Annotated in this window: 10 protein-coding genes; 6 read left to right on the forward strand and 4 right to left on the reverse strand. The window is 66.9% G+C overall.

What is annotated here, in order from left to right; translation table 11 throughout:
- Positions 1 to 204, reverse strand: a 204-nt coding sequence (locus ON40_RS32035) for a hypothetical protein (RefSeq protein WP_040828823.1), incomplete at its 3' end; no start/stop codon positions are given.
- Between the two features lie 236 nt (positions 205 to 440).
- On the opposite strand from ON40_RS32035, the gene ON40_RS32040 reads away from it, so the two are divergent.
- The 3 genes from ON40_RS32040 (at position 441) to ON40_RS32050 (ending at position 4466) form a co-directional block, all read left to right on the forward strand.
- Entirely contained in the window at positions 441 to 1805 is a 1365-nt protein-coding gene (locus ON40_RS32040; RefSeq protein ID WP_040828824.1) for a S1 family peptidase, read from the forward strand.
- A gap of 111 nt (positions 1806 to 1916) precedes the next feature.
- Positions 1917 to 3266: a S1 family peptidase gene (locus ON40_RS32045; RefSeq protein ID WP_051193830.1), complete on the forward strand. Its 1350-nt coding sequence runs from the start codon at positions 1917 to 1919 to the stop codon at positions 3264 to 3266.
- A gap of 357 nt (positions 3267 to 3623) precedes the next feature.
- Positions 3624 to 4466, forward strand: coding sequence for an NRDE family protein (locus tag ON40_RS32050; protein ID WP_040828825.1), 843 nt, complete (start codon positions 3624 to 3626; stop codon positions 4464 to 4466).
- A gap of 11 nt (positions 4467 to 4477) precedes the next feature.
- Here ON40_RS32050 and ON40_RS32055 read toward each other — a convergent pair whose 3' ends face one another.
- Positions 4478 to 5194: a DUF8020 domain-containing protein gene (locus ON40_RS32055; protein WP_040828826.1), complete on the reverse strand. Its 717-nt coding sequence runs from the start codon at positions 5192 to 5194 to the stop codon at positions 4478 to 4480.
- Positions 5195 to 5330: 136 nt separating this feature from the next.
- On the reverse strand, positions 5331 to 6116 hold the full coding sequence (locus ON40_RS32060; protein ID WP_085997843.1) for a DUF8020 domain-containing protein: 786 nt from the start codon (positions 6114 to 6116) through the stop codon (positions 5331 to 5333).
- A 521-nt stretch (positions 6117 to 6637) separates the two neighbouring features.
- Here ON40_RS32060 and ON40_RS32065 point away from each other — a divergent pair.
- Positions 6638 to 9820, forward strand: a complete 3183-nt coding sequence (locus tag ON40_RS32065) for a (Fe-S)-binding protein (protein ID WP_040828828.1) — start codon at positions 6638 to 6640, stop codon at positions 9818 to 9820.
- Positions 9821 to 10148: 328 nt separating this feature from the next.
- Here the strand turns inward: ON40_RS32065 and ON40_RS32070 are convergent, their stop codons facing one another.
- A complete protein-coding gene (locus ON40_RS32070; protein ID WP_040828829.1) occupies positions 10149 to 10598 on the reverse strand; it encodes a hypothetical protein in 450 nt (149 codons plus the stop codon).
- A gap of 254 nt (positions 10599 to 10852) precedes the next feature.
- Here ON40_RS32070 and ON40_RS32075 point away from each other — a divergent pair, with 254 nt between their 5' ends.
- A complete protein-coding gene (locus tag ON40_RS32075; RefSeq protein ID WP_083896082.1) occupies positions 10853 to 12190 on the forward strand; it encodes a helix-turn-helix domain-containing protein in 1338 nt (445 codons plus the stop codon).
- Between the two features lie 87 nt (positions 12191 to 12277).
- The gene (locus ON40_RS32080; protein ID WP_040828832.1) at positions 12278 to 13534 is read left to right on the forward strand and encodes a pyridoxal phosphate-dependent aminotransferase; all 1257 of its coding nucleotides are present in this window, start codon (positions 12278 to 12280) and stop codon (positions 13532 to 13534) included.
- Positions 13535 to 13669: the final 135 nt, after the last annotated feature.

Genomic DNA, 13669 nt, shown 5'->3' on the forward strand with positions numbered 1-13669 from the left:
CACCACGCGCGCCCCGGCCACGGTCGTCCCCCGGCCTCCGGTCCGGCGCACCGCCGTTCCGCCACCGCCGAGCAGCGCGCCGCCGGCCACGACCCCGCCCGGTTCCGCGCCGACCGGCACGCCGACCACGGAGCCGAGCGCCACCACCGACCCGAACGACCCCTGGTACACCACACCGAGCCAATCGCCGTACTTTCCATACACTTTCGATCCCTACCCGACGTTCCCGATGCCGCCGACCTACGGTTTCCCGTCCGCGAACATTCCATGATCGGTTCATAGCGAACTTCGCGCGTTTGTGCCTTAAAGTGATGCGCTGACCGTAATAATCCGGCGTCGGCCGGAGGGTGCGGTCGGCAGCAGAGCGAGGGTCGTTGTCGCGCAACGAAACACGGCCCCCGGATCTACCGGCACGATCGGGTGCCTTACGAAGGGACTTCATGCGCAAGTTGACGGGCCGTCGCGCAACGGTCAAAGCTTCCACCGTCGCAATCGCCTCGACCCTGCTCCTGAGTCCCCTGCTCGGTACCACAACCGCCAGTGCCGCACCCGCCCCGGCAGCGCAGCTCAAAGCCGATCAGTTACCGCCCACGCTGGTGCAGGCCATCGCACGCGATCTGAAGATGACCCCGGCGCAGTACCTCGATCGCGCCGCCAAGGCCCAGCAGTTGCGCGACTACGCCCGCCAGTTCCGGTCCGCGCACCCGGAGCAGTTCGCCGGCGCCTGGATGACCCGGGACGGCAAACCGACCATGGCCGTCACCTCGCTCGAGGCCGCTCACACCGCATCCTCGGCCGGATATCAGACCCGGCTGGCCCCGATCTCGGCGGACAAACTGGAGGGCTCGCTCGATCAGCTCACCCAGTGGATCAACACCCTGCCCCGCCAGGTCTCCTCGGCGATCAACTCGGTGGCGATCGACTTCCTGAACAGCCAGCTGGTGCTGACCGTCGCCAACACACCGGCCGGACATCTGCTGAACCTGCCGACGCTGATCGCCAATGTGAAGGTGATCCTGTCCCCCGACGCCGGCGGCCCGGTCGACCACCACCCGATGGGTGGGGACACCTACATCAGCGCGCCCACCTCGCTGAACGACTCCCAGCTCAAGACCGTCGACGTGTGCTCGTTCGGTTTCAACAGCGTCGACTCGCACGGCACGGCGCTGAATATCAGTGCGGGACACTGTGATCCGAATCTGGGCAAGGGCAATCAGCAGGCCGGGGTGTGGGTGCCCGATCCGCGCAACCTCAAGTCGAGCCCGCAGGCGGGTTCGTTCGTGAACGCCCAGTTGGGCGGGTCGAGCGGCCTGGACTACTCGGTGATCAAGCTGACCGACCGCGCGGTGAAGGCCGGGATGGACAAGCCCTCGGTGCGCGGCGCGAACGGCACCACGCTCACCCTCACCGGTACCGCCGAGCCGGTGACCGGCGCACCGGTGTGCAAGTCCGGACAGTCCTCGACATTCACCTGCGGCTACGTCGTCGCGGACCGGGTGGAGACACAGCTGTACACCGCGGAGGGCGAATCCAAGACCGTGCGCGGTTTCGCCAGTTCGGCGTGCACGCTGGGCGGCGACAGCGGCGGCGCGATCGTGACCGGTACGCTTGCTCTCGGCATCACCAGCGGTTCGAACGCGGCCGACGCACCGGACTGCAAAGCGGCCAATATCGATCTCGCACAGTACGGCGGCACGGCCTCACTGGGTATCCCGATCCGGTCGATCCTCGCCGATATCGACGCCAGGTCCGGCGGCGGGCTCGGCTCGGGGATCTCGGTCCGGGTACGCCCGAATGCCGGATAAGTGTGGATTGTCCGTGAATTTCTTCTGAACGATTTCGGCGTGCGTCCCCGCGCAGCCGATTACCCGACGTGATAAGTAGGCATCAGAGTGCGAAACCCATATAGTCGGCACATGCTCCTGCCACGCCATCTGCCCTCGCGCGCTGCCCGCCGCGGCTCGCGCAACCGTTTCCGCAATGCTGCGGTCGCCGCCTCCGCGGCGATGTTGGTCCTGGGCCCGCTCGCGGCAACGGCATCCGCGGATCCGGCCAAGGCTCCCACGCCGAATCTGCCGGTCGACCTGGCCACGGCCGTGCAGCGGGATCTGAAGATCTCCCCGCAGGAGTACCTGCACCGGGCCGATCTGGCACAGCACGTGAGCGACTTCGCCACCACCGCGCAGCGGGAGTACCCGCAGACCTTCGCCGGCGCCTGGCTGAACGACGCCGGTAAGGCCGTGATCGCGCTGGCTCCCGGCGCCGGTCACGACGATGCGAGCAAGGCCGCCACCACGGCCGGATACCAGGTCAAGCAGGTCGCCAAGACCGAGACCGCGCTGCGCAGCGAGAAGAACGCCTTCCAGCAGTGGCTGTCCGGACAGCCCAAGTCGGTCTCGGAGAAGGTGCGCGGCGCGGTGATCGACACCGTGAACAACGCGCTCGCGGTCCGGGTCGACAAGGCCGGACTGCCGATGCCCGGATTCATCGATCCGGCGCGGGTGATCGTGATGGCCGCCGCGCCGACCGGCCCGCAGCAGTCCGATATCGCCAAGGCTTCGGCCGTCGCGGGGCAGATGCGCACCACCCAGGTCGCCGCCGGTGACGCGTATGCCTCGGTCGCGGGCAAGATGCAGCTGATCTGCTCCTCGGGTTTCAACGGCACCGACAGCCGCGGCAACGTCGTCAACATCACCGCCGGTCACTGTGACCCGAACATCCCCGCCGCGGGCACCGCGAACGCCCCGGCCATGTACGAGGTCGCGCCGGGCGAGCACCTGGGTGCGCAGCTGGGCACCTTCCAGAAGTCGGTGCTCGGCGCACAGGACTACTCGATCGTCGCGATCAACAGCGCGGCGCGGAACCGCTTCAGCAACAACCTGGTTCGTGTTCCGGGTCAGGCGCCGCTGGCGATCACCGGCGTCGCGAATCCGGTCGTCGGCGCACCGGTCTGCAAGTCGGGTTCGCGCACCGGTTTCAGCTGCGGTGTGGTGAGCGCGGTCGACCAGGAGGTCCAGGTCGGCGATCACAACCTGGAGCACTCGTTCTCCGCGAACATCTGCGCCCTGCCCGGTGACTCCGGCGGCCCGCTGGTGTCCGGCACCAAGGCGCTGGGCGTGTCCAGCGCGTCGTCGGTGGCCGACTACCCGATCTGCGAGATCCCCAACCTGATCGGCGCCCTCACCGGCAACGCCCCGCAGCTGTTCGCTCAGCCCCTCAGCGCGGTCCTGTCCGCCAACCCGGGCCTGCGCCTGCGCACCAACTGATCTCCCCGCCGAAAGGGCCGACAGCACAACGCTGTCGGCCCTTTCGCATGCTGCACTGCCGAACCGATTGGCAGCTCAACGGCGGTGCCGGACAGTTACGGAATCCTGGGACATCCGGCATTCTGAATATATGTGCCTGATCGTGGCGGACCGACCGCGTCTCCAGCAGAGACGGCACACCTCGAGGTCACCGAATTCCGTCCACCCGAGGAAACGCCAACTCCAAGGCCGTGGCCCCCGGGTCGATTCTGGACTGACCGGAGCGCCAGGAGCGAAGCGGGGGAGCGGAGGGAGGGAAGAATCGAGCCTCAGGGGGCCTCGGCCCCGCTGGAGCGAAGCGGAGGCCAAAGGTACAGCATGTGTCTGGTTTTGACGGCGTGGCGGGCGCACCCGGAATATCGGTTGATCGTGGCGGCCAACCGGGACGAGTTCTACACCCGCCCCACCGAATCCATGCGGCGGTGGCCCGAGGTGGCGGGGTTGCTCGCGGGGCGGGATCTGGGGGCGCGAGCCGCGATCCCCGGGACCTGGCTCGGATTGATGGGCGAGGCGCATCGGTTCGCGGCGGTGACGAATGTGCGCGGACCGGGTGAGGATCGCACCGATGTGCGTTCGCGCGGTGCGCTGCTGATGGATTTCCTGCGCGGTGAGATCGCGCCGAAGAAGTTCCTCACCGCGGTGGCGGACGCACCGGACGACTACAACGGTTACAACCTGATCGTCTCGGATCTGCAGACGCTGTGGTGGCACAGCAATCGCAGCGCGCACACTCCGCTCGAGCTTCCCCCGGGCCTGCACGGACTGTCCAACGGCGCACTGCTGGGTTCGGTGGACAGCCTGCGCGACAACGTGGTTCGCACCGATACCGACGCACCGGCCTGGCCGAAGGTGCGCGAGGGGCTACGCGACCTCGCCGCGGTCATCGCGAACGATCCGAGTGATGTGGACGGCTGTTTCACCGTCCTGGCGGACCGGACTATCGCACCCGACGACGAATTGCCTTCCACCGGACTGCCTCTCGAACGCGAGCGCACGGTGTCGGCGCGGTTCATCCCCAGCACCGATCACGGAACCCGGTGCAGCACAGTGCTGTTGGTCCGGGAGAACGGCGAATTCATGATCACCGAGCGATCTTTCGCCATGCGCGGACGCGATCTCGGCGAGGCGTCCTTCAGCGGCCGCCTCGAACTACCGCACTGAGCCGGAACCGCTCAACGACCCGGATTCGCCCACTGGGTGGTGCCGTCCTTCGCCTTCCACGTGTTCTGCAGCTCGATGACCGCCTGATTCAGCGACGGACCGCCCGCCAGGATCGTGCCCAGCACGCCGCCGCCGATCCCGCCCAGGATCAGACCGGGGATGCAGACGATCCAGAACGTCAGCACGCAGCCGACCAGACCGCCGATCACCGCGCCGATCAGACCGCCGACCGCGAAGGCCAGACCGGCCTTGGTCGCGACATCGTTGAACGCGCGCTGATTCTCGACCGCCGAGGCGACGGGCTGGGCCTGCAGCGGCTTGCCGGCGACGGTCGCGCCGACCAACCGGGGCGCGATCGGCTTGCTCAGATCCACTCCGGCGGGACGGACCGGGGTCAGATCCAGTTCGCGGCCGTCCGCGCGCAATACCGGGGTCACCGGGATCCGCACCCCGGACACCCGGAAGTCCAGCGGCAGTTCGAGCGCGACGGCCCCGGCCGAATCCTTGACGTTCACGACCCGCCGAGTCTGCCCGGGTGTTTCGCCGGGCTTGTCGACCAGCTGGAACGTGCCGTTCTTCAGCTTGGTGACGACCGTCTTCCCGACCTTCGCGGCCGAATATTCGATCTGCGGCCGGGCGGTTGCAGGATCGGCGTGCGCGGTACCCAGCGCGACGGTCATCGAGCCGATGACCAGGGCCGCCGCAGCAGCGCTTCTGCGGAACGTCATTCGGTATTCCAATCCCTCATCAGTTTCGGCCGTGATCTTAGCCGAACGGGCCGCATCGGGCCGGGCTTACCGCCACGGGCGGATATACGACACCGGCCCACTCGCCGAAAAGGCGAGCGGGCCGGTGTGTTCGGAATTACTTGTGCGCCGCCGACGTGGTGGGACTGACGCCCACCGCCTGCGCCCACTTGGTCTTACCGGCCGGCTTCTGCAGCGTGCTGATCAGATCCATACCAGCCGCGACCAGGGTCGGACCACCGGCGGCGATGGTGCCGACGATGCCGCCGAGGGTCGCGCCGATCGGGATACCGGCGATGCAGCCCACACCGAACAGCGGCAGACCGAAGATGCAGCCGACGACCGCGCCGATGGCCATGCCCACGAAGCTGCCGATACCGGTGGCCAGGCCGAACTTCGTCGCGAAGTCGGTCATCGCGGCGTTGTCCTCCTGCGGCGAGGCGATGTCCTTGGCCTGCGGCGCGGCACTCGGCTTGGCCTGCGAGGTCGTGTTCGACGCGGCCTTCGGCTCGGCCTGCGCTACGACGCCCGGGTTGGCCTGCACCGATGCGATCGGCTCGGGGACCACGGTCTCTTTCGTGATTTTCGCGCCGGCGGGCTTCTGCGGCGTCAGCTGCAGAACCTTGCCGTTCTCTTTCACAACCGGCACGACCGGAATCTGCACGCCGGAGATGCGGTAATCCACCGGCATTTCCATAGCGATTTTTCCGGCCTTGTTTTTGACATTGATAATTTGCTGTGGCTTTGCCTGCGGCGTCGCGCCGGGCTTCTGCACCACCTGGAAGGTTCCCCCCTGCAGGGTGGCCACTACCGCCTTGTCCACCAGCTTGACCGAGTAGTCGATCGCGTCTGCGGCCGGCTTCGGAGCGGGGGCGGCGTGCGCGGTACCGACAGCGGCGGTCATCGCACCGATGACCAGTGCGGCGCCCGCGGTAGCGGTGCGGAACTTCATTCGGTTTTCCAATCATCAACGGGTGCCGCGGTGTGCCTCCTCTCCGCGAGAGCTCACGCATCCCTCGAGTCGCTGCCACATCGGTACCGCCGATGGGCGCGGCCTACGGGAACCCTCCCCGAGCAGAGTGGAGATTTACACAGCAAGCAGGACGCGCTGAGCCTAATCGAACGGTCCCCCGGAAGCGACATCCATTTCCCACCATTTGGGGTACGCGTGTCCTTCCCCGGAGGCGAAATTGCCGGGATTTACCGTTATACCGATTCACATCACCGCAAACGCCCAGGACAGTACGTGAGCCGACTCACACACGAGGGCCCATGAGCCCCGGCACGCTGGGGCGTATCAGCTTGCGATCATAGAGTGGACAGCTAAGTTACCGGCGGGTAACTTACTGGCAGTTAGTATGCGAGACAACCCTGGCGGCAACAGCCCTGCCGCCGATGCTCGTTGAACCGAAGGAAGGTCGCGACATGAATGCCCTGACAGTGACGCTGGGCACGATCGGAGTGGTGTTCAGCCTGTTGGCTTGGGCGTCATTCCTGGGCGGCGTCGGCAAGATGGTCCGTGCCATCCGGCTCGGACAATCCGCACCGGACCGCTGGCGGCCGTTCCTGCCCCGCCTGAAGACGATGATCGTCGAGTTCCTGGCCCACACCCGGATGGTCAAGTTCCGGACCGTCGGCTGGGCGCACTGGCTCGTGATGATCGGCTTCCTGGCCGGGTTCATCCTGTACTTCGAGGCGTACGGGCAGACCTTCGATCCCGAGTTCCACTGGCCGATCTTCGGCAATTGGCACATCTACCACTTCATGGACGAGCTGCTCGGCATCGCGACCGTGATCGGCATCCTGGTGCTGATCGTGATTCGCCAGCTCAACCACCCCCGGGTGCCCGCCCGGCTGTCCCGCTTCTCGGGTTCGGCGTTCGGCGCGGCCTACGCGATCGAGGCGATCGTGTTCATCGAAGGCATCGGCATGGTCCTGGTGAAGGCCGGCAAGATCGCCACCTATCACGAGTCGACCGCGTGGACCGACTTCTTCACCATGCAGGTGGCCAAGCTGCTCCCCAGCAGCGTGGCGCTGGTCGCGGTGTTCGCGTTCGTCAAGATGGTGTCCGGCAGCACCTTCCTGCTGCTGGTCGGCCGCAACATCAACTGGGGTGTGGCGTGGCACCGGTTCGCGGCGTTCTTCAACATCTACTTCAAGCGTGAGGACGACGGCGGCGTCGCGCTGGGTGCGGCCAAGCCGATGACGTCCAACGGCAAAGCCCTGCTGGACATGGAGGAGATCGATCCCGACAACGACACCCTGGGCGTCGGCAAGGTCGAGGACTTCTCCTGGAAGGGCTGGCTGGACTTCACCACCTGCACCGAATGCGGTCGCTGCCAGTCGCAGTGCCCGGCGTGGAACACCGGTAAGCCGTTGTCTCCCAAGCTGTTGATCATGTCGCTGCGCGACCACGGACAGGCCAAGGCGCCGTATCTGCTGGCCGGTGGCCGCAAGGATATGGGCGGGGACGAGATCGGCCTGGTCGATGCCGAGGGCAAGCCGAACGAGGCCGCGCTGGCGCAGATCTCGGAGGCGGCGCGGACCGAGGCCGAGCGGCCGCTGGTCGGTGCGCAGGATGTGAACGGCATCATCGATCCCGAGGTGCTGTGGAGCTGCACCACCTGTGGCGCGTGCGTCGAGCAGTGCCCGGTGGATATCGAGCACGTCGACCACATCATCGATATGCGTCGTTACCAGGTGCTGATCGAATCGGAGTTCCCGTCCGAGCTGGCGGGCCTGTTCAAGAATCTGGAGAACAAGGGCAACCCCTGGGGTCAGAACGCCAAGGACCGGCTCAACTGGATCTCCGAGCTGGACTTCGACATTCCGGTGTTCGGCAAGGACGCCGACAGCTTCGACGGTTACGAGTACCTGTTCTGGGTCGGCTGCGCCGGTGCGTACGAGGACCGCGCGAAGAAGACCACCAAGGCGGTCGCCGAACTGCTGGCCACCGCGGGCGTGAAGTTCATGGTGCTCGGTCAGGAGGAGACCTGCACCGGTGATTCGGCCCGTCGCGCGGGTAACGAATTCCTGTTCCAGCAGTTGGCCATGCAGAACATCGAGACGTTCAACTCGGTGTTCGAGGGTATCGAGCAGTCCAAGCGGAAGATCGTCGTCACCTGTGCACACTGCTTCAACGCGCTGAACAACGAATATCCGCAGGTGGGCGGCAATTACGAGGTCGTGCACCACACCCAGTTGCTGAACCGCCTGGTGCGCGGGAAGCAGCTCGTGCAGGTCAAGCCGGTGTCGGAGAAGGTCACCTACCACGACCCGTGCTACCTGGGCCGGCACAACAAGATCTACAACGCGCCCCGCGAACTGATGGGCGCCTCGGGCGCGACGGTGACCGAAATGCCGCGGCACGGCGAACGTTCCATGTGCTGTGGCGCCGGTGGCGCGCGCATGTGGATGGAGGAGCAGCTCGGTAAGCGGATCAACCTGGACCGGGTGGACGAGGCACTCTCGACGCTGGACGGCGGCAACTCGCCGTCGATGATCGCCACCGGCTGCCCGTTCTGCCGCGTCATGCTCACCGACGGCGTGACCGCGCGCAAGGATTCGGGCGAGGTCGGCCAGGGCGTCGAGGTGGTCGATGTGGCGCAGCTGATGCTGCAGTCCATCGAGCGGGTCGAACCGGCGACGTTGTCGCAGAACCTGACGGTGATCCAGGAGCCCAAGGCCGAGCCGGAACCCGAGCCCGCCGCACCTGCTGCGGAGGCGGCACCGGCCGCGGAACCCGCTGCCGCCGCGGAGGCGAAACCCGCTGCCCCCAACGGACTCGCGATGAAGGGCGGGGCCAAGGCGCCCGGCGGCGGACTGTCCATGAAGGGTGGCGGCAAGGCCCCCGGTGGCGGACTGTCGATGAAGGGCGCGGCCAAGGCGCCCGGCGCGAAGGCCGAACCGGCTGCGGCTGCGGCGGATTCGGCCGAAGCTCCGGCGGCTCCCGCACCCGCCAAGGGCCTGTCCATGAAGGGTGCGGCGAAAGCGCCCGGCGGCAAGGGACTCGCGATGAAGGGCGCGGCGAAAGCACCCGGGGCCAAGGCGACACCCGCTCCGGCCGAGACCGAATCCGCCGCGGAAGCTCCCGCCGCACCCGCGGCCAAGCCCGGCGGCCTGTCGATGAAGGGCGCTGCCAAGGCCCCCGGCGGCAAGGGTCTGGCCATGAAGGGCGGCATCAAGGCTCCCGGCGCGAAGTCTGCCGGAAGTGATTCCGAGGCAGGCGAATCCACCCCGGCCGAATCTGCTGCGGCTACCGAGCAGTCCGCGGCTACCGAATCGGCTCCGGCCGCATCGGAGTCCAAGCCGACGGTCGCCGCCAAGGGCTTGGCGATGAAGTCCGGATTCAAACGCCCCGGACCGAAGGCCCCCGGCGCGGCGAAACCGGCTGCGGAGGCGGCGCCTGCTCCGTCCGCCGACGGAGCGGCCCCGGCCGCGGAGACTGCTCCGGCTGCCGAGACTGCGGGCGAATCCTCCTCGGCTGCAGCGGAGTCCGCATCCACCGAGGCAGAGTCGTCCGGTAACGGCGCTCCCAGGCCCCCGACCGCCAAGCCCGGGGGCCTGGGCTTCAAGTCCGGAGCGAAGGCTCCGGGCCGCAAGAACTGACCGACTCCCGACAACCGAAGGGGCGTAGCCGATCTCGGCCACGCCCCTTCGGCGTTCCACGATTCTGCACCCGGACGCGCCCGCTCGCGATGCATCCACATCGATCCACAGCCTGTGGGCGACCCCGACCACGACTCGTAGGAGCAGAAGGCGGGCGGCGGCGGCGCCCCGGCCGGACGGTCGCGTACTCGGCGATCCGCGCTCGCCGTGGCGTCCAAGAGATTTCGGTGCGGGAGAACGAGCAGGCCCCATGGCCGGGCCCGCCCCCGTCGACTGCCGGGTGAAATGGGGGCGGACCCGGTGCGGGGCGGCGAGGACCGGTCTGCGGTCAGTCCTCGCCGCCACCCACCGCCAACGCTGTCGTGATGACGGCCGACAGGGGTGGGAGTGTGGTGTCGTCGCCGGTCGGCGGGACCACCCAGTGGCAGCCCTCCCGGGTCCAGCGGCCGAGGCCGGTCGGCAGCATGATCGCACTGCCGATGGCCGGAATGCCGATATCTATGCGGTTGAGCACGTCCACGACCTGCGGCCCGGGCGGATCGTCCGGAGTGACCACGAAACTCCAGCGGATCTGACGGGCCAGAACCGGAGCGGACATACCTTCCTCGACCAGGGATTCGCTGACCCGTTCGGCGCGAACGGTGGGCAGATGCAGAACGCCGATGCGGCTGGTGATCGGCAACATGACGTATCCGCCGCGCTCGATCACCGGCAGGGCGAACTCGTACCGGTACAACGCGACCCAATCCTCAGCGGTCCTGAGTTTCTCGACGTTCACGGCGAACTCCCTCGGTCCCTCCAAGGTTCCCGCGAACGGTGCCCGCGAGGTAACGCCCGCTCACTCGCCTTGCACTGCCCTTCCACTGCCTTTGACACCCGACCTGCTGTTTCCCCGATACCAGCTCGATTTCGGCTGTGGCCGTGATCACTTCGCGCTCGTACTCTGGAGTTCGAAGTTCGTGTGGAAAGGGTGACATCGTGGTCCGGCAGTGGTCTGGCAGGGAAGCCCGTGCCCTCCGCGATGCCAAGCGGATGAGTATCCGGGAGTTCGCTGCCCATTTGGGTGTACACGAACGACTGGTCTCGAAATGGGAGGCCGGGGGCACACGTGTCCACCCCCGGCCCGTCAACCAGGCCGCGCTGGACACCTCCCTGGCCAGGTCCGACGAGGTTGTGCGGGCACGGTTCGCGGCCATGATCGATCAGCCCCTCATCGATCGGCCCGCACCTGAATTCGATGCGCGGCCGGATGATTCGGCGCGCGCCCAGTACTCGAGCGACGCGGAACTGCTGACACTCGTCGACAACGGTGCGATGAGAGGTGATGCGTCGGGAACGATTTCGGAGAGGGATCTGATCATGGCGGCCGCCCACGAAGCCAGCGAGCATGCCGGACGCGCCGAGTCCACCAATATCGGCGCCACCACACTGGAGCAGTTCGACGCCGACGTCACCCGCATCGCCAACGCCTACGTGCACGCCTCGCCGGTCCCGATGATGGTCGAGATGCTGCGGGTGCGCCGGCGGGTGTACCGGTTCCTGGAGGGACATCAGAGTCCCGCGGACACCGGTCATCTGTATCTGCTCGCCGGCACCCTGTCCGGGTTGCTCGCCAACGCCAGTACCGATCTGGGTTATCACGACGCCGCGGGCGAGCAGGCCCGCGCGGCCTGGGCTTATGCGGAATTGTGCGGGCACAACGGATTACGCGCCTGGACCCGAGGCATGCAGGCGCTGATCGAGTACTGGTCCGAACGCCCGCGCCGCGCGGTGCAACTGGCGCAGAGCGGGCAGCAGTACGCGGATTCGGTGACCGCGAAGGTGCGACTGCTCAATATCGAGGCGCGCATCTGGTCCAAACTCGGTTCGATCAGCGATACCGAGCGCTGTATCCGCGCCGCCGACGTGGCCCGCGCCGGATCCGGCGCCGACGAACTGCACGACGAGATGGGCGGCGTCTTCGGATTCGACGAACCCAAGAGCCACTACTACGCCGGGGCCACCTACATCCATCTCGGCCAGGCCGAACCGGCGCTGATCGCGACCGATCGCGCCATCGACCTGTACGCCAACGGCCCGCAGGAACAGCGTTCCTACGGCGCGGAAGCCCTGGCCCGGGTGGACAATGCGGCAGCGCACCTGATCAACGGCAGTCTCGACGGTGCCGCGGATTCGGTGCGTCCGGTGCTCGAGCTGGCGGAGGACAAGCGCATCGCCCAGCTCGAGGAGCGCCTGACCGGGCTGCGGCACCGGATCGCCGGACCGCGTTTCCGGGCCACGGTCGAGGCCCGCACGCTGGACGAACGGATCGAGGAGTTCTGCGGATCGAGTGCGGCTCGGGGGATGCTGCCCATCGATCCGGCACTGTGACCTACTTCACAGTTCGCGGCCCGTCTCGCCGGAGCGAAGCGCAGGCCGAAGACACAGCGCGAAATCACAGTTGCCCGGGGTGGCACCATGGGACGGGTGAGTCCTACCAGCCAGTCACCGCAGCGTCCGCGCCCTCTGGAGCAGTCGAGGAAGCTTCAGAACGTTCTGTACGAGATCCGGGGCCCGGTACACGCACACGCGGCACGGCTGGAGTCGGAGGGGCATCGGATCCTGAAGCTCAACATCGGCAATCCGGCGCCGTTCGGCTTCGACGCGCCGGATGTGATCATGCGCGACATGATCGCGGCGCTGCCGGTGGCGCAGGGGTATTCCGAGTCCAAGGGCATCCTGTCCGCGCGGCGCGCGATCGTGACCCGCTACGAGCTGGTCTCCGGATTCCCGGAATTCGACGTCGACGACGTCTACCTGGGCAACGGCGTGTCCGAGCTGATCACCATGACCATGCAGGCCCTGCTGAACAACGGCGACGAGGTGCTGATCCCGGCGCCGGACTATCCGCTGTGGACGGCGATGACCAGCCTGGCCGGTGGCACACCGGTGCACTATCTGTGTGACGAGTCCAACGGCTGGCAGCCCGATATCGCCGATATCGAGTCCAAGATCACCGATCGGACCAAGGCGCTGCTGATCATCAACCCGAACAATCCGACGGGTGCGGTGTATTCGGCCGAGGTGTTGCAGCAGGTGGTCGATCTGGCCCGCAAACACCAGTTGCTGCTGCTGGCCGACGAGATCTACGACAAGATCCTGTACGACGACGCCAAGCACACCTCGTTGGCCACCTTGGCGCCCGACCTGCTGTGTCTGACGTTCAACGGCCTGTCCAAGGCGTATCGGGTGGCCGGATACCGTTCGGGCTGGCTGGTGATCAGCGGGCCGAAGGAGCATGCGAGCGGATTCCTGGAGGGTATCGATCTGCTGGCCTCCACCCGCCTGTGCCCGAATGTGCCTGCGCAGCATGCGATTCAGGTCGCCCTGGGCGGACATCAGAGCATCGAGGATCTGATCCTGCCGGGCGGGCGGCTGCTCGAGCAGCGCGATGTCGCCTGGGAGAAGCTCAACACCATTCCGGGTGTGTCCTGTGTGCAGCCCAAGGGTGCGCTGTACGCGTTCCCGCGGCTGGATCCCGAGGTGCACGAGATCCACGACGACGCGAAACTCGTCCTGGATCTGCTGTTGCAGGAGAAGATCCTGATGGTGCAGGGCACCGGTTTCAACTGGCCGCAGCACGATCATCTACGGATCGTGACGTTGCCGTGGGCGCGTGATCTGGCGGTGGCGATCGAGCGGTTCGGCAACTTCCTGGCGAGCTATCGGCAGTAACCCCCGATCGGGTGACCGTCCCATAAAACAGACCGGAAGTACGAGAAGTCGGGTTTTTGAAGACTTGACTAGCGCAAAGATCGCCGGTTTGTGTACAGTGGTTTTCGGCACCGAAAGTGCCCCGGCCGAGCCGCC

Source organism: Nocardia jiangxiensis NBRC 101359 (assembly GCF_000308615.1).
GTDB classification, from domain to species: Bacteria; Actinomycetota; Actinomycetes; order Mycobacteriales; family Mycobacteriaceae; genus Nocardia; species Nocardia jiangxiensis.